This is a genomic window from Nocardioides sp. (genome assembly GCF_030149505.1).
GTDB lineage: Bacteria > Actinomycetota > Actinomycetes > Propionibacteriales > Nocardioidaceae > Nocardioides.
This window is the reverse complement of sequence record NZ_JASBRN010000017.1, coordinates 1-24,201: the sequence shown is the minus strand read 5'-3', so window position 1 is coordinate 24,201 and position 24,201 is coordinate 1. Positions and strand designations below refer to the sequence as shown.

The 24,201-nt window shown below is 68.3% G+C and carries 23 protein-coding genes; 8 read left to right on the top strand and 15 right to left on the bottom strand.

Features of this window, described 5'->3' with window-relative positions:
* Nucleotides 1-114 precede the first annotated feature (114 nt).
* The 6 genes from Q1V71_RS03290 to Q1V71_RS03265 all read right to left on the bottom strand — a co-directional run bounded on the left by Q1V71_RS03290 (nucleotide 115) and on the right by Q1V71_RS03265 (nucleotide 4,348).
* On the bottom strand, nucleotides 115-435 hold the full coding sequence (locus Q1V71_RS03290; RefSeq protein ID WP_282429409.1) for a multidrug efflux SMR transporter: 321 nt from the start codon (nucleotides 433-435) through the stop codon (nucleotides 115-117).
* Complete coding sequence (locus Q1V71_RS03285) at nucleotides 435-788, bottom strand: multidrug efflux SMR transporter (RefSeq protein WP_282429410.1); 354 nt, start codon at nucleotides 786-788, stop codon at nucleotides 435-437. Before Q1V71_RS03285 ends, Q1V71_RS03290 begins: the two co-directional genes overlap by 1 nt.
* Nucleotides 785-1,312: a TetR/AcrR family transcriptional regulator gene (locus tag Q1V71_RS03280; protein ID WP_300640697.1), complete on the bottom strand. Its 528-nt coding sequence runs from the start codon at nucleotides 1,310-1,312 to the stop codon at nucleotides 785-787. Before Q1V71_RS03280 ends, Q1V71_RS03285 begins: the two co-directional genes overlap by 4 nt.
* A 181-nt stretch (nucleotides 1,313-1,493) precedes the next feature.
* The gene (locus Q1V71_RS03275; protein ID WP_300640695.1) at nucleotides 1,494-2,525 is read right to left on the bottom strand and encodes a hypothetical protein; all 1,032 of its coding nucleotides are present in this window, start codon (nucleotides 2,523-2,525) and stop codon (nucleotides 1,494-1,496) included.
* A 424-nt stretch (nucleotides 2,526-2,949) separates the two neighbouring features.
* Entirely contained in the window at nucleotides 2,950-3,303 is a 354-nt protein-coding gene (locus Q1V71_RS03270; RefSeq protein WP_224273677.1) for a helix-turn-helix transcriptional regulator, read from the bottom strand.
* Complete coding sequence (locus Q1V71_RS03265; RefSeq protein ID WP_300640691.1) at nucleotides 3,296-4,348, bottom strand: site-specific integrase; 1,053 nt, start codon at nucleotides 4,346-4,348, stop codon at nucleotides 3,296-3,298. The genes Q1V71_RS03270 and Q1V71_RS03265 overlap by 8 nt, the downstream gene beginning before the upstream one ends.
* Nucleotides 4,349-4,686: 338 nt before the next feature.
* On the opposite strand from Q1V71_RS03265, the gene Q1V71_RS03260 reads away from it, so the two are divergent.
* On the top strand, nucleotides 4,687-4,998 hold the full coding sequence (locus Q1V71_RS03260) for a winged helix-turn-helix domain-containing protein (RefSeq protein ID WP_300640689.1): 312 nt from the start codon (nucleotides 4,687-4,689) through the stop codon (nucleotides 4,996-4,998).
* A 692-nt stretch (nucleotides 4,999-5,690) separates the two neighbouring features.
* Here Q1V71_RS03260 and Q1V71_RS03255 read toward each other — a convergent pair.
* The 5 genes from Q1V71_RS03255 to Q1V71_RS03235 all read right to left on the bottom strand — a co-directional run bounded on the left by Q1V71_RS03255 (nucleotide 5,691) and on the right by Q1V71_RS03235 (nucleotide 8,898).
* Nucleotides 5,691-5,978, bottom strand: a complete 288-nt coding sequence (locus tag Q1V71_RS03255) for a hypothetical protein (RefSeq protein WP_300640687.1) — start codon at nucleotides 5,976-5,978, stop codon at nucleotides 5,691-5,693.
* Between the two features lie 47 nt (nucleotides 5,979-6,025).
* A complete protein-coding gene (locus tag Q1V71_RS03250) occupies nucleotides 6,026-6,802 on the bottom strand; it encodes a hypothetical protein (RefSeq protein ID WP_300640685.1) in 777 nt (258 codons plus the stop codon).
* Nucleotides 6,802-7,032: a hypothetical protein gene (locus Q1V71_RS03245; protein ID WP_300640684.1), complete on the bottom strand. Its 231-nt coding sequence runs from the start codon at nucleotides 7,030-7,032 to the stop codon at nucleotides 6,802-6,804. The genes Q1V71_RS03250 and Q1V71_RS03245 overlap by 1 nt, the downstream gene beginning before the upstream one ends.
* Nucleotides 7,029-8,147: a hypothetical protein gene (locus tag Q1V71_RS03240; RefSeq protein WP_300640683.1), complete on the bottom strand. Its 1,119-nt coding sequence runs from the start codon at nucleotides 8,145-8,147 to the stop codon at nucleotides 7,029-7,031. Before Q1V71_RS03240 ends, Q1V71_RS03245 begins: the two co-directional genes overlap by 4 nt.
* Nucleotides 8,148-8,430: 283 nt before the next feature.
* Nucleotides 8,431-8,898 (bottom strand): hypothetical protein, encoded by a 468-nt coding sequence (locus tag Q1V71_RS03235; RefSeq protein WP_300640681.1) that lies wholly within the window; start codon nucleotides 8,896-8,898, stop codon nucleotides 8,431-8,433.
* A gap of 340 nt (nucleotides 8,899-9,238) precedes the next feature.
* Between Q1V71_RS03235 and Q1V71_RS03230 the strand changes: the two genes are divergently transcribed.
* The 6 genes from Q1V71_RS03230 (at nucleotide 9,239) to Q1V71_RS03205 (ending at nucleotide 13,174) form a co-directional block, all read left to right on the top strand.
* Entirely contained in the window at nucleotides 9,239-9,949 is a 711-nt protein-coding gene (locus tag Q1V71_RS03230; RefSeq protein WP_300640679.1) for a hypothetical protein, read from the top strand.
* 18 nt (nucleotides 9,950-9,967) lie between these two features.
* Nucleotides 9,968-10,576, top strand: coding sequence for a DUF3145 family protein (locus Q1V71_RS03225; RefSeq protein ID WP_300640677.1), 609 nt, complete (start codon nucleotides 9,968-9,970; stop codon nucleotides 10,574-10,576).
* Between the two features lie 82 nt (nucleotides 10,577-10,658).
* Nucleotides 10,659-11,711 (top strand): DUF4192 domain-containing protein, encoded by a 1,053-nt coding sequence (locus Q1V71_RS03220; RefSeq protein ID WP_300640675.1) that lies wholly within the window; start codon nucleotides 10,659-10,661, stop codon nucleotides 11,709-11,711.
* A 19-nt stretch (nucleotides 11,712-11,730) separates the two neighbouring features.
* A complete protein-coding gene (locus Q1V71_RS03215) occupies nucleotides 11,731-11,889 on the top strand; it encodes a hypothetical protein (RefSeq protein ID WP_300640673.1) in 159 nt (52 codons plus the stop codon).
* 194 nt (nucleotides 11,890-12,083) lie between these two features.
* A complete protein-coding gene (locus tag Q1V71_RS03210; protein ID WP_300640671.1) occupies nucleotides 12,084-12,995 on the top strand; it encodes a hypothetical protein in 912 nt (303 codons plus the stop codon).
* Nucleotides 12,996-13,018: 23 nt separating this feature from the next.
* On the top strand, nucleotides 13,019-13,174 hold the full coding sequence (locus tag Q1V71_RS03205; RefSeq protein ID WP_300640669.1) for a hypothetical protein: 156 nt from the start codon (nucleotides 13,019-13,021) through the stop codon (nucleotides 13,172-13,174).
* Nucleotides 13,175-13,205: 31 nt separating this feature from the next.
* On the opposite strand, the gene Q1V71_RS03200 is transcribed toward Q1V71_RS03205, so the two are convergent.
* The 4 genes from Q1V71_RS03200 to Q1V71_RS03185 all read right to left on the bottom strand — a co-directional run bounded on the left by Q1V71_RS03200 (nucleotide 13,206) and on the right by Q1V71_RS03185 (nucleotide 23,338).
* Nucleotides 13,206-14,300, bottom strand: a complete 1,095-nt coding sequence (locus tag Q1V71_RS03200) for a DUF3320 domain-containing protein (protein WP_300640667.1) — start codon at nucleotides 14,298-14,300, stop codon at nucleotides 13,206-13,208.
* On the bottom strand, nucleotides 14,300-17,797 hold the full coding sequence (locus Q1V71_RS03195) for an SNF2-related protein (RefSeq protein WP_300640665.1): 3,498 nt from the start codon (nucleotides 17,795-17,797) through the stop codon (nucleotides 14,300-14,302). Before Q1V71_RS03195 ends, Q1V71_RS03200 begins: the two co-directional genes overlap by 1 nt.
* Nucleotides 17,794-21,795 (bottom strand): hypothetical protein, encoded by a 4,002-nt coding sequence (locus Q1V71_RS03190; protein ID WP_300640663.1) that lies wholly within the window; start codon nucleotides 21,793-21,795, stop codon nucleotides 17,794-17,796. The genes Q1V71_RS03195 and Q1V71_RS03190 overlap by 4 nt, the downstream gene beginning before the upstream one ends.
* 280 nt (nucleotides 21,796-22,075) lie before the next feature.
* Nucleotides 22,076-23,338 carry a DUF1173 domain-containing protein gene (locus Q1V71_RS03185; protein WP_300640661.1) on the bottom strand — a complete coding sequence of 421 codons (1,263 nt, stop codon included), beginning with the start codon at nucleotides 23,336-23,338 and terminating at the stop codon, nucleotides 22,076-22,078.
* 357 nt (nucleotides 23,339-23,695) lie between these two features.
* Here Q1V71_RS03185 and Q1V71_RS03180 point away from each other — a divergent pair, with 357 nt between their 5' ends.
* Nucleotides 23,696-23,971 carry a hypothetical protein gene (locus tag Q1V71_RS03180; protein WP_300640660.1) on the top strand — a complete coding sequence of 92 codons (276 nt, stop codon included), beginning with the start codon at nucleotides 23,696-23,698 and terminating at the stop codon, nucleotides 23,969-23,971.
* Nucleotides 23,972-24,201: the final 230 nt, after the last annotated feature.

Genomic DNA, 24,201 nt, shown 5'->3' with positions numbered 1-24,201 from the left:
AACTGGCAGGCACGGGAGCTGAGGAGGAGGGAGTAGCTCGGGAGTGACCGCCCGGATCGCGGCAGATCCGGACGTTGCCTAAAGCGCCGCGGACGGTAGTCGGGTAAGGCGGTCCTAGTGGGTGGCGCCCAGTTCGACCATGAGCACGCCGCCGATGATGAGGGCGATGCCGCCGAGCATGATCGGGGTGAGGGGTTCCTTGAACAGGATCTTGGATGCGACTGCGGTGAGGGCGACGCCGGAGGCTGCCCAGATGCCGTAGGCGACGCCGAGGCCGAGGCCTTCGTTGAGGGTGAGGGTGAGGAAGCCGAAGGCGAAGAGGTAGCCGACGGCGACGGCGCCGTAGTAGGCGCGTTGCCCAGTGGCGGCCATGCGCAGAGAGATGGCCCCGAAGACCTCGAAGACGATGGCTCCGATGAGGAACAGCCACTGCATCAGATGGACTCCTTCGTGTGAGCGTTCTTGTGCGCGGCTTGGGAGCCGAGTTCGACGGTGAGGACGCCCGCGATGATGAGGGCGATGCCCAGGCCCATGAGGGCGGTGAGCGCTTCGTCGAAGATGAGGGCGGACATGACGGCGGTGAGGGCGACGCCGAGCGCACCCCAGATGCCGTAGGCGACGCCGAGGGCCATGCCTTGCTTCAAGACCAGGGCGAGGAGCGTGAATGAGGCGAGGTATCCGACGGCGACGACGGCGTAGAGCGCGGGGTGGTTGAGGGCGCCCTTGAGGGACAGGGAGCCGGTGACTTCGCTGCAGATGGCTGCGGCCAGGAGGAGCCACTTGGTCATGAGTTCTCCTTGAGGAGTTGGTGGGCGAGTGCTTGGACTGCGTCGCGGTCTTGGTCGGTCAGTGGGATGCCGTTGCTGGCGGCGTTGAGCCAGATGCCGTCGGCGATGAGCCGCACGGCGTGGAACCGGGCGCGTTCGTGGGCAGGGAGGGTCTCAGCGATGTCGACCCATGCGCCCATGCGTTCGTTCCAGCGTTCGCTCAGTGGCTCGCGCAGGCGGGGGTCGGTGAACATGACGAGGTCTCCGAGGTCGAAGTGCCCGTCGCACACCCAGTCGAGGTAGGCACCGAGCCGTGCAGCGGTCGTCCTTGCTGTGGTGTCACTAGTCGGAAGCCGGGTGGTGAGTTCATGCTCGTACTGGTCCATCAGATGGTCGATGACCGCTGTCATCAACGCCTGCTTGGTCCGGAAGTGGTATATCAGCCCCGCCTTGGTAACCCCGGCGGCGCGGGCGGCGGAGTCCAGCGAGACCGATGCGCCGGTGCGCGCCAGCGTCAGGGTGCTGGCGACCATCTCGTCGCGCATGGAGGGCCGGTGCGCTGGAGCCGGGGCGGATGACATCACTTCGTTACTATACCTACCGGTTGGCTAACTAACCAAAGCGGCGGCACGGCTCTTCGAGAGGGGCCGCGCCGATGATAGCGACCCGCGTCCACCTCGGGGGCGGGCCTTGCCTAACTACTGCTCGCTGGCCTGGATGTCCGAGTCAGGCCAACTCGCGCTTGGCCGCGACGTATTGGGAGTACACGCTGGCGGAGCCGATCGCGTGCCGCTCGATGGTGGACGGGTGGTAGCCGAGCGCGTCGGCGATGATCGGCACGGGTCCCAGTTTCGTCAGCTCGTGCAGGGTCCCGAGTCGAGCTGCGCGTGTGCTGAAGACGGACTTAAGCCTGCTCCTCAGGCTCGATCCCTGGATGTGGCTGCCGGGGCGGTAGCCACGGAAGACCCAGTTGCTGTTGGGGTGGGACGCGGTCAGGTCGTTGCCGGGCGTAGCGGCGAGCTGTCGCAAGGGCTGGTCCAATGGGGAGGGGAGTGCGAACTCGGTCTCACCGAGCCGGACGGTAACGAGGTCGTCGGTGACAGTGACGTCGTCCCAGGTCAGCTTGATGACGTCTTCGATGTGCTGGCCAAAGACAAGTACCAGGACGGCAGCAGCCCGGTCACGCCCTGTGAGCTCGTCGGTGTGGACGACGCGCTCGACGGCTGCGTCCTGCTCCGGCTTGGACAGTTTCGGGCTGGTGCCGCGGCGGTGCGGCGCGATGGTGAGGTCGGGGTCGACGAGTCGGCACTTGATCGCCCAGGGGACGAAGCGGTCGACAAATCTGCGGGTGCTCGGCCCGTCTGCCAGCCAGGCGTCGAGGTGCTCCTGCCGGAGCTCAGCGAGGGTGGTGCCGTGGTCGTGGAGCCAGTTCAGGAACTCGATCGCGACGGTGGTGGTCTGCTTCGATCGCAGGAACGTGCCCTGGGGCACTGTCTCCAGCTGGTTCATGCGCCGTTGCAGGTGCCAGCGGATGTAGCGGCGTACGACGTCGCGGTGCTCGTCGCTGCTCACCCGCTCGAGTGCACCGGTCGCCCATTGGTCGTAGCGGACGGCGAGCTCGTCGCGCCGTGGCAGCGCGCCGTGCTCGACCAGCAGGCCGCGGATGTAGTTGCGGGTGCGATCTGGTCCCGGCAGCTGGTCGAGCTTCTCGTGGGTGATCGCCGGCGCCATCGCCAGGTCCTTGAGGAAGGCCGACACATGGCGTTGTCTGATCCAGGTCACGCCGCTGTTGGATCTCTTCATCGACTTCAAGGCCGCTGCTACGGGGACGAGCTCGGCGGCCGTTACGCCGGTGTCAGGGTTGGTGAGAAGCTGGTCGACGAGGACGGCGAGCTCGCATGACCAGCATCGGCTGCCGCGGTAGAGCTCGTCTTCGGCGCCGCAGGTCTTGCAGTCGATGTTGAGCTTGACGCCGGAGCACCTCCGGCATGCGGGATGTCCGTCGATTCGGCCGGGGAGGACGCCTTCGTGGCCGCAGGCGCAGGTGCCGCGCGTCCTCTTGGCTTGCTGGTAGCAGTATCGGCACACGCCTCCGTCTGGCCAGTTCGCGACGATCTGGTGATGCTCACGGCAGCGGCCGCAGGGGACCGGCCATAGGGTCGCGTCGCTCCTATTGCGGGGTCTAGCCATCCTCGTCGTCCGGGACGATCCTGACCCGTCGCGCGATCGGGCTGCCCGGCTTCACACCGAGGTCCTCGGGTCGCTTCGGCGCGTCCGCCGTCTTCGCTGCCCGCATCTCGACGTACGGCTCGAACAGGTCATTGGGTTCGCAGTCGAGGATGTCGCACAAGGCGGCGAACGTGCGCGCGGGGATGCGCTCAGGGGTACCGGTGACGAGTCGATACACCTGGCTCTCCGACAGATTGACGCCGCGCGACTTCAGCAACGGCATTAGCTCGGTGCTCTTCCAAAGGTTGCGTTGCGCCATCACGGTGCGCAGGTTCCAGTTGTAGCCGATGCGTCGTTGCTCAGCCATCGGTGTTCGCCTCCTCGGGACGCGCGATACGGCGGGCGATCATCTTCTGGATCGTCTTTTGCTTGAAGTCGTCGCCGACCGAGGTGTAGACGCCGGTGACCGATGCGTGGGAGTGGCCGGCCTGGGTCTGCACGAACGCTGGGTCGTAGCCGGCCTCGATCAGGTGGGTGATGTAGGAGTGGCGCAGGCAGTGCAGGCCGAGCTCCTTGGGCAGGCCGATGGCGTCGCGTGCGGCGGCGAAGGAGTCCCCAAGGCTGCCGAGCGTGATCCGATCGGCCCGTTCGCTGGGCCACAGTGCCGCCGAGCGGTCGGCAGTGGCGAACTGGTCCCGGCCACCTTCGTGGATCCAGAACCGCAGGAGATCCACGACCCACTCGAACTCGGGAACCGTCAGCACGGTGCGGCGTCGGGGCCCTGATCCTGCGGTGCCCTTGGCCCATCGGATCGTGACAGCGCCGAACTCTCCGTACGCGGGCACGTGCGGGTTCGGGCCGAAGTCGTGCAGGTCGAGCATCGTCACCTCGCGACGGCGCAGCCCGTAGGCGTAACAGACCTTGAACGCAATCGAGTCGCGCAACGCTGGGAGCCAGCGCTTGCTTCCGGCGGCGTACTCGCGGTCGACGAGGTCGTCCTGGTAGTCGAAGAGCCTCTGCAGCTCCTTCTGCTTGAACGCTCGCCGTCCTGGCGGGGTCGCATCATCGGTGGTGTGGCGCGGGGTGTTCCAGTCGAAGGCGATCTGCGCAGGGACATCGCCGAAGGTCTGCTCGCAAAACTCGCCCCAGCCGTAGGCCGGCGACGACACGTAGGCACAGAACATCGCGATCGCGTTGCTGTCCGACCGCAGGGTCGTGAGGCTGATCGGCTTCTCGCCAGAGCGTCGCTCGGCCATGAAGTCGTCGAGGTCGACGGGCCGCCACGTCCACGGGAACGTACCGGCGTACTCACGGAAACGGGACAGGAGGCGGCAGCGGCCCTCGATGGTCTGGGTGGTCAGTCCCCGGGCCAGCATCTGTGCCTTCCAGCCGTCGAGCATCGCCTCGAACACGCGTTCGTCGGCTCGAAAGAGGCCGACCTCGGCGTCTCGAAGAACGCGAGGGACGAAGCCCGGAACACCTTGCATGAGCGCACCTCAGTCGTGGAAACCTGCATCTAATGCAGGAAACCTACGGCGACCTGCACGGATGCGGCAAGGCTCGGCACGGAGCGCCGGAGGCCATTAGGCAGCGATGTGCGGGGTGAGCTGCAGAAACGTGGTCAGACTCGAGGAACGGGAGTAGTCGCATCTACTTCTACTCCCGTGGGTTGGTCGCCGATAACCTACCTTATGTTAACTAGTACCCACAGCCCCACTAGATAACTGATAGGGACAGGCTAACATGAGGCATGGCTCGATACCGTGAGATCGCCGAGGACCTCCGCCGCCGCATCGCCGCCGGCGAGTTCTCCCCGGGTCAGCAGCTGCCCTCGATCGCGGCCCTGCAGGAGCACTACGACGTGCCCGGCCTGAACACCATCCGCCAGGCCCAGCAGCTGCTCGTCGACGACGGCCTGGTGGAGACCCGTCAGGGCGTCGGCGCCTTCGTGCTGCGCACCGACCCGCAACCGCGGGCCGTCGACGTGCTCAAGGAACTGCGCGCCGCCCGGAGCGCCCTCACCCGGGCGATCACCGCGCTCGAGCGGACGCCGAGCAGCTGACCGCGGCGAGGAGAAAACCACACGCAAGCCAGCGCCTGATCACGACTGGACCGGCCGACGTTTGCCTATGCCCTGCATGCCAGCAGAGGAATGCGTTGGGCGAGGAAAGGGCCGAGGTGCCTTGGCGTTGCGGCGGATGAATCACCGCGCAGGTCTAGTTCCGCTGCCTGACGCCGGCGAGTTTGGCCGCCGGTCAGACAGAGGCGAGAAACATCCGCAACCCAATGTGGTCGGGCGTGGCGGCACAGCGGGGATGCCGATTGCCGTTCGGAGGCCGGGGTACTGAGGCGTCACGACGATTTGAAGGCTGCAGCGTTCAAGCTGTCGAGGCCCTTGGGGTTCAGCATGTTGCCCCGCGGGCCGCTTCCATCTCTGGGCATCAGGGGTCTACCGGCTGGTGCACAGGTCAGCGACCAGTTTGCCCTCGATCGCTATCGAGCCCGCTGGTCTCCCGGCCGCGACGGCCGCTGGGGCGTCGATCGAGACGGCCGCCAACCTGGTGCATCTGAGGCATTTCCACGACGGGTACCCGCTGTGCTGGCCGATGGATCGCGAGGGCGCGTTCGCCACAACCGGTGACGAAACCAAGGGGACGTGTGGCGACCGTCGGCAGATCGTTGCGGGCTGGGAGGACTAACCCTTCGGTCCCGCTGTGAACCGCCGGGTCACGTCCAGCGCCCAGGCGGGACGAGCTACTTCACGATCCGCAGGTCGGGCCGCCGGCTTCCGCATGGCATGGTGGGCGGTAGTGCCTGTGAGGCCTCGGTGATCGTGTCGGCGAGGATCACAGGCAGGTTGTCGGGCGCGTAGTTCAGCGCGGTGCGTGGTGTCACGCGCATGGCCTCGGCGACCGCGTCGATGCGGTTGCGCAGGATCTGGTCGACGACGGCGCCGTCGAGCTGCAGTCCGTGCTCGCGCAGCTGGTCCTCGGTCGCGCGCGCGAGGTCGCCGAAGCGCTCGGTTCGTCGGGTGAGGGCCACGAGGCCCACCTTAGGAGCTGACGCGTTGCGCGCGCCGGGGAACAGGGTCAGTCGACCTCGAGGAGGGCGCGGATCTCTGCTGCTTCCTTCTCGGGCCAGTCGAGACTCTGCACGCGCTCGAGGTAGTCGGCGCGGCATTCGTCCGCGGTCCACTCCCCCGTGGCGGCGGCGAGGTCATCCCAGGTCGCGCCGGCCTTGAGGGCAGGCAGCGGTGCGTAGTGCAGCGCAGTGTCGACGGCAGCCTGGAGGGCTTCGACCGCGGAGACCAGGGCGGTGAGTGCGCGGCGGTCCTCGGGGCCGATCTGGTCCCAGCGGCGTGGGCAGTGGGCCCGGACGTGCTGGTAGTTGGCGACGGCTTCCTCGATGCCGTCGACGGTGTGGGCCCACTCCCCCGACAGATCGAGGCTGACGGCGAAGCTGGACGTTCCACCGACCAGGGCGGTGAGTGGGTCGCAGTCGTCTTCCTCGGCGGGAGCGAGCTGTCGCAGTTGGCAGGCGGCGCGGTCCGAGCAGACGTAGCGCCACACGCCGTCCTCCTCGACGGGCCGGTAGCGCCGCCATGCCGCCCGCCAGGCTGGCGGTTTGGTCGGGTCCGGGGGTGTGACGTGGCCGCAGTCCGCGCACGCGGCGGGCTCGGTGACGCCGTGCTCACGAACAAGGGCCGTCACAGGATCGACCTCGCTGGAATCGACGAACGGACCCCACTCGCCACAGCTGCAGCGGTTCGCGTACAGACGAGCTCCGTCCTCTGACCGCTCCGAGCGGACGACCCGAATCAGCGGGATATGGATCGGCAGAGAGCGCATACGGTCGGGATCGGTCATCAGGCCCTCCCGGCCGCTACCGGCGCCGACCGGGCGCGTGAGCAGCGCCGCTGGTACTCGGTCGGGGTGATCTCGCCGACGACGTACTGCACCATGTCGTCGACCTCGACCCGGGTGGGCGGGGCACCGGCGGGGTAAGCCCGGGCCAGGTTGCGGACGACCGTGCGACGCTGCCCCGGAGTGAGGCCGACGAACAGCTCGGGCCACTGTGCGGCGACGTTGCGACTCATTTGCTCGACGGCTTCCGCTGTGTCTTCGGCTTGCTCGCCGCGGCTCGGAGTTGATCCAGCTGCGTCTGGAGACCGGCGCGCTCGGCACGAAGCTCCTCGAGCTGCTCCTGGAAGCTGGCGCGCAGATCGGTGAGCCGCTGCTCCCCGTGGCTGCGTTCCCGTTCCACCTCGGCACGTGCGGCGTCGCGCTCGGCGCGGGCGGTGGCCTCGGCGGCGCGCAGCTCGCCGATCTGCTCACGAAGCTCGTCGACCTGGCGTCGCGCCGTGTCGACCTGCCCGCGAGCCGCAGCGGCGGCCTGCTCGGCTCGGTCCGCACGGACGGTCTCGGCGGTGGCCCGCTCGACGGCTCCCCGGGCGCGCTCCTCGGCCTCCGCGCGGGCCGCCTGGGCAGTGTCGAGTTCCTCGGCAAGGTGGTCACGCTCGCCCTCGAGGACGGCGATGCGCTCCTCGAGCCGGGTCTGCAGCGAGGCGAGCTCGTTGCGCAGCGCCGCGATGGCGGCCTCCGCGTCGGCCGCGGCTGCTGCCGCGGCGTCTCGGGTCGCGGTGAGCTCCTCCTGCAGGGCATTGGCCTCGTTCTGGTAGCCGTCCGCCTGAGCGCCCACGTCGGCGAGTTCGGCCTCCAGCCGCTCGACGGTCTCGGTGGCCTCGATCGCCGCGGCGTCGGCCTCGGCGCGCTCGGCCTCGGCTCGGCGCTGGGCCTGCTCCGCCCGTGAGGCTCGGGCGGCCGCGGCCGCGATGCGCTCCTCGGCTTCGGTGGTGACCGACTCAATCTGCGCCTCGGCCGCGTCGAGGTCCCCGGCGGTGCGGATCTCCTCGATCGCTCGGGGCAGTTGGTCGAGGAACAGCTCGGCCATGCCGGTGAGCTGCGCGACCAGCTCGCTGGCCTTCTGGCGGGCTGCCTCGACGGGCCGGGCCTCCTCGGCGGTGCCGCGCGCATCGGCCTGGCCGCCTTCCTTGAGGCGCTGGCGCTCACGCCAGGCGGCCGCCCGGTTGTGTCCGGGGTTGTCGCAGTACTCCGGGGGCCGGCCGGTCGCGGCGTCCCCCGCGGCGGCCGGGCGGTCGCAGCCCGGGAAGCGGCACGTCCGCTGCTCTGTCTGCTGCCCCTGTTCACTCATAACGTCACGATAGCACAACGAAAGACGTAACGAAACGAAAGACGTAACGAAAGACGGAACGCACCTCTCTCCCGTCGCCTGCGGCTCCGGGTTCACGCATTCGCCGGACATGTTTCGGGGTGTCGTGCGATGCTCGCTCTGAGAGCCCGCCGGTGACCCGAGACGCCAGCGGGCTCTCACACGTGCCCGCCTCGATGAAGGCGCGCCGGCAGGGCTGGCAAGGCGCTCGGTGCTCGCCTCGGCGAGACCTACCGGCCGGTGGAGTGCACCCCCGGGGTTGGGCTTAGAGGGGCTTGTTCCGGGGGAACTGCGCGTAGATCTCGGCGACGACCTCGCTGATCGCGACGGGCGCAGAGTCGTCGGCGAGCTGGTCGAGCAGCTCTTCGGCGGCCTCGTCGAGCCGCGGGGCGGCGTAGGCGTCCCACTCGTCGATGGCTCGATCGAGTCGACGATAGGCCTCAGCATCAGTGGCCGGTGTCGCGCGCAGCCAGGCCGCGGCCGCGACGGTGACCAGGTGCGCGAGCCGGGTCGCCTCGTCGTCTCGGGATACCAGGGCGTGTCGGGCGGCCCGGCGCATCTGGGCGGCCATCTGGGCCGTCTCGTCCTCGGTGAGAGTCGGGGTTCCGTAGGTCTCCCACTCATCGGTGGCGACGACCAGACGGCGATAGGCCTCGGTGTCGGCCTTCGTGTGCCGCCAGGCGGATGCCGCATTGGCCACCTGCCGCTCGAGCAGGGCCGCCAGGTCGTCCATGGCCAGCAAGTCTCGACGACCAAGCGGCGCCGCGGAAGACCTGTCCTCCCTTCACTCCCCCACGCCCGTGCCTCCGCAGACGTGTCCGCCGGAACGTAGTTCGGGTCTGGCTGTCCGATCCGGCGCCTGACCGGTTGCTTCTCCGCAACAGAGCAGGAAGTCACACCTGAGGAGAAGGACCCCTGATGAACCAGTCCCCGAACGCCGGCCCAGCCGGGCCGCATCCCCACCCGGTCGTCGTGCTGCGCGACCAGCTGACCCAGACGATGACGGCGACGAGCCGGCTTCGCTCGATCCTCGCAAGTGTCGATGACCCCGGACGCAGGCTCGGTGAGCGTCGATGAAGGAGCGTGAGGTCCTCGCGGCCGCCGAGGCCGTGTTCGATGCGGAGCGGGCGCTGCGACGAGCCGCCGACACCGTCGACGAGCTCGGCGACGTCGCCGCATCGTCGCTGCGGGTGCTCGACGACGCCGCCACCGACGCCTTTTACACCCATCAGGAGGACCGACGGGACTTCTACCTGGAGTCCGCCAGTGAGCACCTGGCGCGCCTGCGCAACAGGTCCGGCCTGATGAACGAGCTCGGCGAGGACCTCAGCCGCCACCTAGCCGCCGCCGGCAGCGCTGTCGAGCGCGCTGGCCGCGAGCTCGCGCGCGGCACCGAGGGCGATGAGCGGGAAAGCGAGGTCCGGGTACTGCGCACCCAGATCGACGTCCTCAGCGAGGTCGTGACGCTAGCGCGACCGGTCGCAGACCAGATCATCCGCCATGCCCAGCAGGCCGCCGAGTCGTCGGCCGCTACCGACGCGCTCATGCTCCTCGACTCGCGCGTCCACCACGCTGGACAGCGGGTCAACCGGGCTGACGAGGACCTGACGATGATGCGCTCGGTGATCGAGCGTGCACAGTCACGAGCCCGGGCCTCGGCGGAGCTCGCTGCCTCGCTCAGTTACGCGGCCACCCACCCGCCGGCCAGCCAGTCATGGCCCAGCGGTCCCCCGCAGCAGGTCCACCAGCCAGACAAGCCGGCAGCCCCCGGCATCGCCATCTGAGAGGAAGGTCTACGTGCCATGGGTGATCGCACACCGATCGAAGCAGTCGTCTACTCCTGCCCACCGGAGCGGGTGAACACCGTCCTCGAGGTCTTCGAGGAGTTCGGCCTGGGAGAGGAGATTGTGCTTCCCGGCGAACCCCCTCGGGGCGACGGCCACCCGCGGGGCCTCGAGCTGGGCCACGGGTACATCCGCAGCGAGATCTCTGTGGGCTCCAGCGCGGAGATCGCCGCGGCCCTGCCCAGCGAGGCGGCCTGGAAGGTTTGGGAGGACCCGAAGTACCAGCACCTGGGGGAAGTCCATCTCCACCACCCAGACCTGGGCGTCTTCGTCGCCGACTGCGACGCACAAGGCCGACCGATGTTCAGCAGCGAAGAGATCGACCGCCTCATCGTGCGCACCGATGCCGACCGCGTGCAGCTAGGACACCTGACCGGCCGCACCTGGGAGCTCGCACTCGAGCAACTCCGCGAGGCCAACAAGGGGGTCGTGATCCCCGCCGACAGCACGGCTGCTTCGGCACCGCTCCAAGCAGTCGCGCTCAACCAGGTCGCGTCCGGCCCCTCGCGGTGGATGCCCGCCGACGCGCCAGGCCAGGCCCGATCCACCGCGGCGCCACATCGGTAGCCGCCCACCTGTCCGATCCGCCGCACTGCCGGTTGCTTCTCCAGAAAACGTCCCGCTTCAACCTGAACAGGTGGGCTCACTGATGAAGAACACGCTCACGATCCGCTCGCACGACGAGCTGATCTCGCATATCCCGCACATGCTGGGTTTCCAGCCCGAAGCGAGCATGATCTGTCTCCCGTTCGGCGGCGGCCCCACCTCACGCCTGGATCTCCCCGACTCCCCCGAGTCGATGAGGCTGTTCCTGCAGCAGATGCGCGACGTCTACCTCGGTCGCCACCCGACGCGCCGCCTCGCACTGGTCGCGTTCGGCGAGGACAGCCGGACCTGTCTCGAAGCCCTCGCCACCCTGGGCGAGACCCTGGTCAACCACGACCGCGGTCCCGAGGTGGGCCCCATGCTCTGGGTCAACGGCGAGGAGTGGTTCGACGTTCTCACCGGCACCAGCGGGACCGTCGATCCGAGCGTCCGTGCCGGGATCGACGCCGAGTACGCCCTGATGGGTCGCGTCATGCCCACTGGCCGGCGCGAGGATCTGGCCGCCGCACTGCAGGGCGACCCCACCGCGGTCGCCGAACACCTGCCCGCGGCCGAGGCCCGTGTGCGGGACATGGACCTGGCCGCTCTCCAGGCCGAGGCCGGCTGGCTGGGCGAGCGGCTTGACCAGTTCGGCCACGATCGGGACTACCTCTCCGACAGCGACGCGGCCCGCGTCCTGGCCGTGATCCACGACGGCGGAGCCCGCAACGTCGCCCAGATGCGAATGACCCGCGAGAACGCGCCGGTGTTCACCGAGCTCTGGCACGACCTAGTGCGTCGCGCACCCGTGGAGGTACGCGATACCGCTGTGGCGATGCTGGCGCTCAGCTCCTACCTGCAGGGCAAGGGTGCGCAGGCGTGGGTCGCGCTCGATCAGATCTCCGAGGCACGCCCCCCGCTGGCCGACCTGATCGCGACCGCCCTCGAGCAGGCGATCGACCCGCGGGAGTGGGAGCGGGCGATGCACCAGGCCGCTTCCGGCGCCCTGATGCAACAGGCTGCCCTGCGCGACACGAACCCTGCGGAGCGCCCCACCCACGAGGCTCACGACGCCCCCGGTGTCGATGGACCGGAGTCGTCGGCCCCTGGCCGCTGAGAAGGACGGAGACAGATCCGTGAAGACCAATCGTTCGCGACTGGAGCGGCGCCTCGCGCGGTTCCTCGCCCCCACTCCCCCACCCGCCGCTCGCCCTGCGACCGGACATCCCCGGATCGACGTCGTCTACCTCGCCGAGGACGACCAGGACCGCCTGGACAGCTGCCTGCGCAGCTAGACGCACCGCGGTGCGGTTGTCAAGCAACCATCCCCGTGCCTGTGGATTGCCGACCGGTATCCACAGGCACGCGGCGCTGCGGTTGCCCTGTCGGAGGTTGGGTGGACACTCAGAGTGAACGTGTCGGCGCGTTCGGGTCGCGCCGGCTGGTGAGGCTCAGGCAGGGGTCCCGCCACGAGGGGACGTGAGGGAACATGCGTACGTCGACCAAGGCGATCCGGTCGTGCGCCGTCGTGCCGGCCGGTCTCGCCGGCAGCTTCGTGGCAGGCATCGGCCTGGGCTTCCTCCCCGACGCGGGCCTGGTGCTCGCGTTCCTGGGCACGCTGCTGGTCTCTCTGTTCTTGGCGTGCGGCTGGTTGGAGGCGCCTGCTGCCCGTGTATTCGGGTTCGCGCGGGGCCTTCGTCCCGGTGAGCGCGCTGTCCTCGCACCGACGCTGGCGCTCCTTGAGAAGCTCGATCTCGCGCCGGGCCGCGTGCTGGTCCGGCTCGATGAGGACGCGAGGCTGCCCGCCTCCCCGGTTGGTCGCGGCACGGTGATCGTGGAGCCGTGGCTCGTGCAAGGTGTGTATGAGCGGCGCCTGACGCACGAGGATGCCGCGACGGCTATCGGGCATGCGGTCGCGAGTCAGCGGGTCGGCCCGGCGCGGTTCGACCTGGCGGCGCGGCTTTGGGCGCTGCCCTGGACGCTGGTGTACGTCGTGGTGCGGCAGATCGCGCGCATCTTCTCCTGGGTGCCCGCTGCGGAGTTCGCGTGGCATCTGCGGGTCGTGGTCGGTGTCGTTGTTGTCTTCCAGGGGTTCCAGCCGGGTGGGGACCCGGTTCTCGGGGTGGCGACTGGCGTGCTGGTGGCGGTCAGCTACGTCGCGCCGGCGGCCGATCGTGCCTGGCGCGCGGTGGTGCGGCGCGACGCTGACCGCATCGTCGCCCAGCGCGGCCTCGCGGGCTCGTTGATCCACCTCGCGCAGTGGCAGCACGGCTCCGACTCCTTGGAGCGGGTGCAGCGCATCCGGGCTGCGGCCGCCGAGCAGAAGGCCAAGGGCGTCGAGACCACGGCACCCGAAGGGCACGGTGCGCTGGTCCTGGCACACCCCACCGCATTCCGCTGAACCCCGGAGGAGGAACCCCGCTCATGGAGACTGACCTGCACCTGGAGGCTGACCTCTTCTTCGGGCCGTGCAACGACCCCGACTGCCCAGGAGCAGCTCTCGCTCCACGCCAGCCGCTGCTCGAGCTGGTCTGGCCGGACCGCGCTCAGCTGCGTCTGATGGAAGACGGCGGCAAGTAGTCCAGCTGTTCGTCGTCGCGGCCTTGCGCTCTCAGACCAGCGCCCGCGCCTTGTCGAGGTGCGCGGCGAACTGCTTGGTCTTGCGCTTCCGGCCGAAGGTTTGAAGCGTGGCGGCGTCGAGGTCGTCGGCGCTGATGCCCACTGCGCTGCTCTTGAGGAGGCGCATGGCGTTGGCGATCTCGACCGTGCTGATCTGGGTGAATGGTCGATCGACGGTGCTGTCGTTGGGGCGGAACTCGCCCCAAGTCTTTGGGTCGAGATCGGCCGGCCACACGAACTTGTCCGCGTCGACGAGAAGTCCGGTCTGCCTGATCTGGTAGGGCAGCTTCTTCTCGCGTGCCGGCCACAACCGCTGGACGCCGAACGACGCGGCGGTGAGCTGAGCGAGCCTGTCGATGTGGATCGGTCCCTCGAACTCGACGATCTCGGTGGCGACGGCGCGCACCTTCTCTTTGGCGGCCTTCTTCGGCAGGTCGTCGAGCACTGAGACGTCGCCGACGATCACGACAGTCCACGGCTCGAACTCGAAGCGGCCCGAGCCGATGGTTGGCGTGCTTGCCGCATCGCCGCGCGTGAGCGTGACCGGGTCGGGACGGACCACGTCAGCGTCCTGCTCGCCGGCGGAGGGCTCCGGCATGACGACCGGCGCGGGGACTGTGGGCTCGGCGTGGGCTGCGACGCCCTTCTCCTCCGCCAGGGCATGGAACGCCTCGTCGCGAAGATCGCTCGCAACAGCAACGCCGTCGCTGTCGCCGAAGTGCTCCAGCAGTCGCACGGCGAAGTCGTGGGTGCGCCAGGCGTCCAGGGTGGTCAGCTCGTCGTGGTGCGCCCAGCGGTTGCGCACGATCCGCAGCTCGCTGCCCAGAGCGCTCACCAGGCGCGTGTGGTTGTCGAAGGGGAAGCCTAGGTTGCCGAGTCGTTCGGTGAGTGCCTTGAGCTGGGACTGAAGGTCTGTCGCGACGTACGACTTCGGGGGCTTGCCGCGCATCTTGTCCAGCTCGGAGAGCACGGTTGGCCATGGCAGTCCACCGAGGCTCGGGGCGAGCCTCGCCCCGATGATCGGGTCGAGTCGCCGTGCGAGGTGGTGCAGACCCTTGTCGATGGAGTGTCGTGCCTCGAAGGCCATCAGAGCAGCTCGCCCGGGAGCTTCGTGCCGGGAATCTGACCCAGCGCGTCTTCCTGGCCGCGAGTCCCCTTGACCGCCATCCAGGTCACCAGCCGCACTTCGTGCTTCTCGATGTCCGGCAGGGGCTCACGCGGCGGGGGTGCGGTGATGCCGGCCTCGTCGAGGACCTCGGTCACGAGACCGATGCGCTGTTCGTCGGTGGCGCCCTGGTTGAGCGCTCCTCGCACTTGTCGAGCGACCTTGGCCGAGGGCACGCTGCGGAGCCTGTTGGCCAGAGAGATCTGCGCGTCCTTGCCGAGGTAGCCGCCCTTGCGGAGCACCAACGAGTAGGCGTCGCGGAAGGACAGCGGCAGGTCGGGCTGGAAAGCGTTGGGGTCGGTCAGTTCCTTCCAGGCTGCGTAGACGCTGTCGCGGGCTACCTCCCAGGCGTCGAACGCGTGGTCGTAGACGTCCTCGGGGAGCCAGCGGTCGGCGTTGGAGTCCTGCGGGTCCGCGACGCGCAGTGAGATGAGGGTGTCGGACGAGACGATCGGCTCGCCGTCTTCGGTGAGGCGGAGCGTCCAGTCGTCATGGGCCGGGACGTAGCGGAACCACGGCTTGGCGCTCTTGCCGATCTTGACGCAGAAGACGTAGCCGTTGCCGTGCACGACCGGATTCACGAAGCCGCTTCCCGAGCCGTATGGCAGGGACAGGACGTCGGACTTGAGAACCGGCTCCATGTTGAACGCGCCAAAGAGCCGGCGGCGGTACTCCTCACCGGACAGTGAGGCGCTCGAGCCGCCGGAGTCGAGAAGCTTCTCAAACTCATCGATCACCTGGTCGTCGGCGAGGTTGACCTCGTGGCCCGGGCCGCGGCCCGGGAGGACCTCCCCCGCTCCGACCGCGGCGTCTGCGAGCGCGAGCTTCGCCTCCAGGCGGGCCTCCAGCTCGAGGAGGGCATCTAGCCGTTCAGCGGGGAAGAACAGGCCGAGGAAGACGTAGTCGTGCTTGGAGCCGATGCGGTCGACGCGGCCGTGACGCTGGACGATCCGCATCGGGTTCCACGGCAGGTCGTAGTTGATCATCTGTCCGGCCTGCTGGAGGTTCACGCCCTCGGCGAGCACGTCGGTGGTGAACAGGATGTCGAACTCGTCCTTGGCCGCAGGCTCGCCGGCGGCGTTGCGGGGTCCGGCTGTGGCCGGGGCGAATCCGGCGATGGTCGACGCGCGGCCGCCTTGATCGACGCCGCCGCTCGCGCCGCGCTCGTGGGTCTTGGCGTAGGAGCCCATGATCGGCGGGGCGACACGGCCGCGGTAGTCCGCCAAGGGTGACCCGGCAGGCGCGTTCTCGATTGCCTTGACGACGGCCTCGTGGATCGGGAGGACTGTGTCGGTGAAGGCGGAGAAGATGATGACCTTGCGCCGGTCAGCGTGGGACAACCCGCGCGGGTCGACGCGCTGGGCGTCGGCCGCGATCTGGGTCAGCTCTTCGACGAGACGCTCGACCTTCGGTTCGAGGCCGTTGATGACGACCTCGGCGAGGTCCCTCAGCTCGCGCAGCAGGATGATGTCGGAGTCGACGTCGGCTTGCAGCTCGGTGAGGTGAAAGCCGTCGACCGATTCGATCTGGTCGTCCTGGTCGAACTCCAAGACGAACTCGTCGAGGTCGTCGGAGTCCGAGGTGACCCATTCGCTGAGCGCCTCGCCCTTGAGCACGTAGCCCTTGCCCAGCGCCTCGAGGAACGACTCGTGGGAGACGATCATCCTCTCCAGCGAGGCGTGCAACGCCTGGGGGCTGGACTCCAGACGCTTCAACAGTCCGGAGCGCAGCAGGCCAGCGTTGGTGATCTGGTACTCCTGCAGGTCGTGGTCGACGGTGTACATGCTGGACAGGTAGCGCGCCAGCATCAGCCGCTTCGGGTCGCGGCTGCGGTCCTCCCAGGCTCGGGGCGCGTGGGGGTCAGTCGGGTCGTCGAGGGCGTAGACCATGGCGTCGATGAGCGCCAGCCCGTCGTCGTCGAGGTCGTAGTCGATCCGGCGCACCTTGGGTTGCGGGAACTTGATCGTCGTTGGCTTTCCGTCGGGGCCGATGATCAGTTCGTTGGCGTAGTGGTCTTTGACGAACTTCCGAGTGCGGCGCACGGCGACCTGGTCCATCAGGTCGAAGAGGTGCTCCGGGGTGAGGTTGGCCGGGTCGATGGCCTGGGCCTGCTTGATGTACTCGCGGATGCTGGGGATGCCGAGGGAGGCGAACCGGGCGTCGTCGCGGATGAAGTACTTGACCAGGGTCTCGAGGTCGTTGAGCGAGTTGTTGACCGGCGTGGCAGTGAGCAGAACGACGCGCTTGGGACTGCCAGCGGTGATCACGCGGTCGACGGCACCCGAGCGTTGGGCGCCGGAGTTACGGAGGTTGTGGGCTTCGTCGATGACGACGAGCGAGTAGTCCTCGACCTCTTGGAGGAACGTGTCGATGGACCCCTTGTCGGGGTCGAGGCGGTTGCGGACCTCTTCGTAGGAGTAGACCTTCACCCAGCGGCTGAAGTCGTGGGACTCCAGGAAGGGTTCCCACATCGAGGACTTCAGCGCGGCGGGAGCGACGATGAGCACGCGCTGCCGGTTGATGTTCGCGGTCCGGTAGATGACCTCACCGGCGAGATAGGTCTTGCCGAGGCCGACCTCGTCGGCGACCAGCACGCCCCCGTGCTCGTCGAGGAGACGCTCCATCCGGGTCACGCCGTCGGCCTGGAAGCGGGTGAGGTTCAGGCCGGTCCGGACGTTCGGGTTCTCGTCGTCGTCGAGGTGCTCACCGTAGAGCTCCCAGAGCATCCGCAGGTAGACGCTCCACGGGGTGTGCGGGTCCCATAGCCGGCCGTAGAGCTCGGCGAGGTCGTAGGGCTCGCTGAGGTCCCAGAAGTGCTCGAACCACTCGCGGACCTTGCTGGCCGAGCTGGTGCCACCACCGGTGCCGAGGTTCAACTCGGCGTTGTGGGCAAGGCCGGCGTAGGTCATGTTCGAGGAGCCAGCGATCGCGGCCTGAGCCGCGCCGTCCTCGACGAGGTAGGTCTTGCCGTGCAGGAAGCCACCCGTGTAGCGGCGAACCTCCACCCTTGCGGTGCCGTCGGGGTCGACGCGCTGGAGCCACTCGACCATCCGCTTCGCCTCGGAGGTGGGCACCCGCGCGAAGCCCATCGTGTCTCGCTCCGCCTCCAGCCAAGCCTGGTGGGCAGCGATCGCGGCATCGCGCCGCGCGTCTTGATCCGCGTCGCCAGCCGTGATCGCACGGACCGAGTCCTCCTCAGGCTCGGCGCCGAGCAGGAGCCGTACTCGCGGCGCGGTCTCCAGTTCGTCCGCGAGCAGCGCGAACCCAGCGGGGTTGACGTACGCCGTCGCAATCGCGATAGGCGGCGCCGTCACCTTGTTTTGTCGCAGGAGCCGGAAGAGCTCGTTGACCTTGTCGGCGACCGTCGTCTCTGGCTCGCTTGGCGCGTAGTTGGTAGCGAAGTCGGGGAGCTGGGTCATGCCTTGCCCTTCCACTCTCGGTACTGATCGAGGACCAGGTTGAGTCGGGCCTCGTAGTTCCAGCCCCGGTGGAACGTGGCGAACAGGTGCTCGACCTGGTCCTCGGTGAGTCCGTAGAGCAGGCCAACGAGGGCGTCCAACTCGGCGAGGAGGCGGCCCTTCTCCTCTGGGATCACCGATCCGACAGGCACGCCTACAGCGTCGGCCCACACGGAATAGCGGGCATCCACCGCTGCGAGACGCCCAGCGATCTCCGCGACCCGATTGCAGAGCGGGGAGTCAGCGTCGTATGCCGGCACCGGTAGCGGGTTGAGCAGCTCGAAGGTGAGGTGCAGCTCGACCCACCGGCGCGCGCCCCAGTCGAACGGAATGCTGGACATGACGCCCAGCAGGAAGGCCTCGGCGCGCTCGTCTCCTTGGCGCCGGACAAGGATCGGCGATTGATGGACAGCGGCGGTGCCGGGCGGGAGGAGGCATGGGATAGCGGTGCGCGTGTCGGTAGCGCGAGCAATGTCGCGGAAGGCAATGCGTGCTCGATCCAACGGCAGGGTCTCGGGGGGGAACGCGAGGCCCTTGTAGGCGGACCGAGGGTTCCGCACCGCACTGGCGAGCTTGTTCGCTAGATGCGGCCGCAATACCGCGGGATCACCGTAGGCAAAGGGAGTCCCTGCGTCCGGGTCCCAGATGTTGTAGCTCGCGCCGGCAACAATTGGGATGCGCCCACGTGCGGAGTCGGTATCGAACTGCATCACGCCCCGGTCGCCGCTCGCATTCATGTCGCCCTGGATGGGTCGGAACTCCCAGCCCTCTCGCACGGCGTCGAAGCGGGGGTTCGTCTTCATCTGACGGAAGACTTGAGCCGAGAGGGGGTCGGGGATCAGCGGGAACGCGACCGTATTTGACCACGACACGAACTCATCTCCAGGAACCTCAGCGAGGTCGCCTGCGCCATCGAGGAAGCTCTTCTCGCTAGCGAACGGTCCGGCCCACCGGACAACCCGCTCCCCACCCTTCTCTGCAACGCTGAGCCCGATCGTGTAGCGCGGTTCCATGTCGAACGCCCAGCGAGCGGCGTTCTCGATGAAGCAGACGTCAGCAAATGAACCGCTCGTGATGATTTCGCGGCGCCACGCTGCCAGGGCGGACCCCGACAGGGCTCCCCGTGGCAGCACTAGGGCGGTGCGTCCTCCGGTTCGCAGAAGCTGCCAGTTTCGCCATGCGAATGCCTGATAGAGGTCGAGGTGGGCGGCCCCGAGCCCAACGAAAGGTCCGGAGGAGACGGCGTCAGCCATCGCCCGTACCCGTTCGATCTCGCCCTCGTACTCGGCCTCCAGGTCTGGGCGGCTGGACCGGAAGGCGTCGAGAGCTGCGTCCCGCTGCTTGGTCGGCATGGACCGCAGCCCAGGAAGCCGCAGGCCCCACCACTGGTGCTCTTCGACGTGGAGCTTCTCCCAAGGAGGGTTGCCGAGGACGACGTCGAAGCCCGCGCCGTCGCGGAGAAAGACCTCCGGGAACAGGTAGGGCATGTGTGCTGGCTGGAGACTGCCCGCGACCTCGCCCACCTCTGGCCGCTTCAGAACCAGTTGCAGCGAGTCCGGATCGAGGATGAGGCCTGGATTGATCCACCCAATTCGTGCAGCAACCGCAGCATCGAAGATCCGTCTGGCGGTGTCAGCGGCCTCGCGCGCTTGCGCAAGCATGCGCGCACCTTCCTCAACCTCTGCCTTGTTCGCCTCGCTGGCGTTGGCGACGTCGACGAGGAGTGTCTTGGACGAGGCGAGCTGGTCGGTGAGGATCTCGTCGAAGAGGCTCAGCTCGCCTGGGTTGCGGCCCGGTTGGAGGGCGTCGAGGGCTTCATCGATGGTGCCGATGCCGGTGAGGCTGTTGGCGTTGATGAGGCCGTGGTCGAGGTTGCTCATGGGCAGACCGGGCACGAAGGTGTGGATCCAGAGGGCCAATCGTGCGAGCTCGACGGCCATGGGGTTGATGTCGAGGCCGTAGATGCAGCGGCGGGCGACCTGACGTCGGAGGAGGCCGACCTCGTCTACCTCGCTCTTGGCGACGTCGTCTGTGCCAAGCGCGTCGCGAGCCACGGCAGCTAGCCGGAGCAGCTCTTCGGTGACTCCCGGCACTGCGTGCTCAGTGAGGAAGGTGCGCATGAGAGCTTCGATCTTGTCGACGGCGGCCACGAGGAAGTGGCCCGACCCCATCGCGAGGTCGGCCACGCGGAAGTCGAAGAAGTCGCGTGCCGCAGCAGCGGCATCGCCCTTGTGGAGGTGACCGGCGATCTTCTCCAGGTGTGCGGTGAGTGCCGGCACGATGGAGCGTTCGATGAGGTGGTCGACGACGACTTTGGGTGTGAAGTAGGAGCCGGTGGCCTTGCGCTCGCCGGAGGCGGTGTGGAAGTAGACCGACGAGGCGGGCGCGTAGACGGTGTCGCCGGGTTTGGCGGGGATCCAGGCGCCGCTGTTGTCGAGGGTGAGGTCTTCCTCGGCGAGCGAGAGTGAGCTCTCGAGGAGGCCTTCGTAGATGGTGCCGAACTCGCGGACGCTCAGGGAGCGGAAGTCGACGGGGCCGAGTACGCCGTCGTGGCTCACGTCGATGAGGAGGCTCTTCAGTGCTGGGCCGAGCACGCTGTCGGGGAGCTCGATCTTCTTGATGAGCGCGCCTTCGGGTGACCTGTCGGGGTCGGTGGAGAAGAGTCCGCCGTTGTAGGACGGGATCTGCCACTGGGGGTTGCCATGGTCGATGGCGTTCCATACCTGCACGAGGTCGAACCAGATGGTCGTGGAGTCGCCGAATTCGTCCGTGTCGGTGTCGATGAGTCGGCGTGCGTTGGTCTTGAGGCTGTTGGCGTCGAAGCCCTCGTTGCGGCCGGAGGGCAGGAGGCCTCGGTCCTCGGCGTAGGCCTGGAAGAGGAGCCGGAAGAGGATGCGGAGGGTGACGCGGTAGGCGAGTGCGAGCCCGTCGGCGTCGAGTGGAACGGACGCGTCCTTGGCGAGCCGCTGGGCGACCTCGACCGCTACGGGCGGCACGATCTCGTCGTAGATGCGTTCGCGGAGGCGTGCGCCGAGCTCGCTGGCGTAGCGCGAGCTGTCACGAAGGAGCTCGTCGGCCGTGCCGTCGGCGACGAGGGCGTCGGCGGAGAAGATCAGCGGGAGAAGGGCTGCGTACTCGGAGTCGATGGTCGAGAGGTCGACTTCGAAGAACGTTTCGGCCTGGCCTTTGGACCCGACGCCGACGCCGTCGCGGCCTGGGTAGAGCCGGATCTGGTCCTTGCGGAGTACGACGAGCCAGGGAACTTCCTGCTTGGAGGCCACGGCGAGGCCGAACGCGACGGGCGAGAGCTGGAATCGCTGGGTCTTTGCGTCGAACTGCTCGGTGTCCTCGAGCAGTACCGCGACAGCGCGGGGCGGACGCCCGCCGATGGACAGCAGCATGGTGCCGTTCGGCCCGGGCTGCGTGCCGAACCCGAGGGCTTCGACGAGTTGCTTGCCGCGCTTGCTGAGCAGGGCCCCGGCTTTGCTGCCGAGCGACTCCCAGTCGGGTCGCTTCGGAACGTTGCTGGTGATGTGGTGGGAGGCGAAGAGGCCGCTGTTCGTGAAGCCGGCGACGCCGGTCGAGTCGTTCGCCTTGCGGAAGCCGGCGAATCGCTCCGTTGCCGCGAGGAGGTCTGGCTCAGCGAGCACTGACTGAAGCTGGCGCTGGGCCTGCTCGACCGGCAGGACGATCGGTTGAGCCTGTGGATCGGGGCCAAAGAGGTGGACCGATCCGTCGTGGACGACGGCGACAACGAGCTGCACCTGTGTCCGGCCCGTGCGGGCCGTGAAGAGGGTCCGGAGACTCTGGCGGGACGGCGGGGCGACGGCGGATGCGACCGCGACCTGGAATCCTCCGAGGCCGTGCGGGTCTGGGCCGAGATAGACCTTCTCGGTGGTGACGCCTGCGGGCGCGGACGGATCGGTCCAAGTCACGATCTTGTCGGCGGTCAGACGCACGGCGGCTCCCTGGGTTGGCGCAGGGCCGCGAGCGTGCAACCCCAGTCGGAAACCCTACCTACGGCGGCCGACGGAAGACACGAAAACTGCAGGCCGCTCGGCCTCGGGACCAGGGCGCCTCGGCGCCGACACGAGACCCCGTCGGCGCAGCGCGTAGTCGTCGTGGTGGACGACCTTGCCGAGCTCGATCCGACCGTCCGGGTGTTGCCACGAGGCGAGCCGCGGGCCACCCGGCGTGCTGGCGTGGGGCTTCCGGCTCAGCGGGACGGCGGGGGGCTGCTCAGTGGTTGGCGACCGGCGGGAGCGGCGGCATGTCCGCGGGCACGACCCAGGTCCAGACCTCGGTGCCGGTGTCGGCGGCGATCTCGGCGGCGATCGCGCGGTCCTCGTCACTCGTGAGCACGAACGCTGCGGTCGGGGCCTCGGTGTCGGTGAACACCAGGGAGGCCATGGGCTTGTCGGGCGCGAGGTTGTAGCGCAGCGACTTGGTGAACCGGCGGCGGGCGGTGAGTGCGGCGTCGAGGAGCAGCTTGTCGCGGAGAGACTCATACGGCAGCCAGTGTTCGTCGGTCATGACGAGGGAGATCTCTTCGGCGGTGGCCAGGCCGGCGCGGCCGACGGAGAAGGTGGCGATCACCATCAGGTGGCCGTCGTCGTCGGCGCGGCTCAGTTCGAGTTCGTCTCCGAACCGCTTGTGGAGGCGGTCGTGCAGCTTGTCGTCGACCATGAGCGGGGCGTCGGGCATGTGCTTGATGACGAGCTTGTGGCCGAACCGTGCCGGCGCGATCGCCTTGAGCTCCCCGATCAGCATCATGAACTGCTGGGCGGAGCCGTGCTGCTGCATCGGTGCCCATGCCGCGAGACGGCGCGCGGCGATGTCGGTCTTCTTCTCGGCGTTGAACGGCTCGGGGACGTAGAGCCGGGCGGAGAGCGGCTTGCCCTTGGTGAACTTCCCGCGGGCGGCCTGGCGCAGGTACCAGGACACAATGCGCCAGTTGCGCTTGCCGTCCATGCCGGGCGTCCAGGTCGCCAGGTCGGCTTCCTGCCACAGGTAGTGCAGGACGGCGCGGAGGGTGAGGCGGTTCGGGTCGGCGGCGACCGAGTCCGCCACTCCCCCGGCGCCGGCGCCGGTCGGGGCGGCGCGCTCGGCCTTCGACATGCGGAACCCGAGCTTGATGGCGGTCAGGCCGCTGTCGGCTTCCTCGGTGATCGCGGAGCCGAGGACCTGGCCGAGCCCGGAGAGCCCTTCGGGCGGCAGGTAGGAGGCGCAGCTGGGTGCGTGCTCGAGCCCGGAGTCGGGCATTCGTTTGATGACGTACTTGTCGGGCCCGATCTTGGCGACGTACATGGCCACGCCGGCGGGGCGGCACAGGCACAGGGGCCGGACGCGGTCGGTGTGCGCGGCCGCGAGGAGCTGCTGCACATCGGAGTTGGTGGTGTGGGTGATCCGGTGGCCGTAGAGCTCGAAGGTTTGCCGGTCACCGGGAGGGTAGTTGCGGTGGTCGGCCCGGCTCGGGGGCGGGGCGCTGTGTGTTGTGGTCATGCCCGGATAGGCAACGGCTCGACTCACGGATCGGACGCCTGACGCGGGGGCTGCCTGAACTTTTTCCACATTTTCGCTCGCCGGTGTCCGATCCGCGGCCCGGCCGGGTGCCTTTCGTGGTGAGGGCGGTGGTGAGCCGTGGCGTGGGTGCTGCGGCCGGCGTCCTCACCTATGAGTTGGAGGTGCCGGGCGTGGTGCGACGGCGGACGAGTGTTGCTGACTCCGATCAGCTGGCGCTGTGGGATCTTGGTGAGGAGCCTGGTGACCAGGTTGGTGACCAAGTTGGTGAGGCCGCCAGCGAGCGCGAGCTGCACACGGCCACCACGCTGCAGGTCGTGACGGAGGAAGGGGCTCGGGATGAACCCGTACGGGGCGCGGATGCGGGAACACTACGCGAAGCATCGGGCCACGGAGTTGGCGGCGATCTCCGATCCGGAGAGCTACTTCGAGGAACTGGGCCTGCAGATCGAGACGGAGATCGACACGTTGGCGGACCAGATCGCCGGCCCGTCGGATCCGTCGGAGGGCTACCTGGAGCGGGTGGGTCGGCTGAGCGAGGCGAGGACGACCGCGGAGTCGGAGGTGCTGCGCCAGCACATGAGGCCGGGTCTGAGGACTCCCCCGAACACGTAGCGATCGCGGCCGATCCCGTCGTCGCGCCGCAGCCGACGACGGTAGCTCCGCAGGCTGCTCCGGTGGGGGCCGGGCTGATTCCTGCCGGGGAGTCGGGCTCTTCTGCTGCATGTGTGGGTGCTGTGATCGCGCCTGAATGAGCGCACGCCGTTCTCTGTCTAGGTTTCTGAGCTGTCGAAGAACAGTCACCAGGAGCAGGAGAACGGCGTGCGTGAACGCAGCCTATGGCG

Excerpts from the sequence above, each read along its gene's own strand:
- Q1V71_RS03290 (WP_282429409.1), bottom strand. The coding sequence starts at position 435 with ATGCAGTGGCTGTTCCTCATCGGAGCCATCGTCTTCGAGGTCTTCGGG.
- Q1V71_RS03285 (WP_282429410.1), bottom strand. The coding sequence starts at position 788 with ATGACCAAGTGGCTCCTCCTGGCCGCAGCCATCTGCAGCGAAGTCACC.
- Q1V71_RS03280 (WP_300640697.1), bottom strand. The coding sequence starts at position 1,312 with ATGCGCGACGAGATGGTCGCCAGCACCCTGACGCTGGCGCGCACCGGC.
- Q1V71_RS03270 (WP_224273677.1), bottom strand. The coding sequence starts at position 3,303 with ATGGCTGAGCAACGACGCATCGGCTACAACTGGAACCTGCGCACCGTG.
- Q1V71_RS03260 (WP_300640689.1), top strand. The coding sequence starts at position 4,687 with ATGGCTCGATACCGTGAGATCGCCGAGGACCTCCGCCGCCGCATCGCC.
- Q1V71_RS03250 (WP_300640685.1), bottom strand. The coding sequence starts at position 6,802 with ATGACCGATCCCGACCGTATGCGCTCTCTGCCGATCCATATCCCGCTG.
- Q1V71_RS03245 (WP_300640684.1), bottom strand. The coding sequence starts at position 7,032 with ATGAGTCGCAACGTCGCCGCACAGTGGCCCGAGCTGTTCGTCGGCCTC.
- Q1V71_RS03240 (WP_300640683.1), bottom strand. The coding sequence starts at position 8,147 with ATGAGTGAACAGGGGCAGCAGACAGAGCAGCGGACGTGCCGCTTCCCG.
- Q1V71_RS03235 (WP_300640681.1), bottom strand. The coding sequence starts at position 8,898 with ATGGACGACCTGGCGGCCCTGCTCGAGCGGCAGGTGGCCAATGCGGCA.
- Q1V71_RS03230 (WP_300640679.1), top strand. The coding sequence starts at position 9,239 with ATGAAGGAGCGTGAGGTCCTCGCGGCCGCCGAGGCCGTGTTCGATGCG.
- Q1V71_RS03225 (WP_300640677.1), top strand. The coding sequence starts at position 9,968 with ATGGGTGATCGCACACCGATCGAAGCAGTCGTCTACTCCTGCCCACCG.
- Q1V71_RS03220 (WP_300640675.1), top strand. The coding sequence starts at position 10,659 with ATGAAGAACACGCTCACGATCCGCTCGCACGACGAGCTGATCTCGCAT.
- Q1V71_RS03210 (WP_300640671.1), top strand. The coding sequence starts at position 12,084 with ATGCGTACGTCGACCAAGGCGATCCGGTCGTGCGCCGTCGTGCCGGCC.
- Q1V71_RS03205 (WP_300640669.1), top strand. The coding sequence starts at position 13,019 with ATGGAGACTGACCTGCACCTGGAGGCTGACCTCTTCTTCGGGCCGTGC.
- Q1V71_RS03200 (WP_300640667.1), bottom strand. The coding sequence starts at position 14,300 with ATGGCCTTCGAGGCACGACACTCCATCGACAAGGGTCTGCACCACCTC.
- Q1V71_RS03195 (WP_300640665.1), bottom strand. The coding sequence starts at position 17,797 with ATGACCCAGCTCCCCGACTTCGCTACCAACTACGCGCCAAGCGAGCCA.
- Q1V71_RS03185 (WP_300640661.1), bottom strand. The coding sequence starts at position 23,338 with ATGACCACAACACACAGCGCCCCGCCCCCGAGCCGGGCCGACCACCGC.
- Q1V71_RS03180 (WP_300640660.1), top strand. The coding sequence starts at position 23,696 with ATGAACCCGTACGGGGCGCGGATGCGGGAACACTACGCGAAGCATCGG.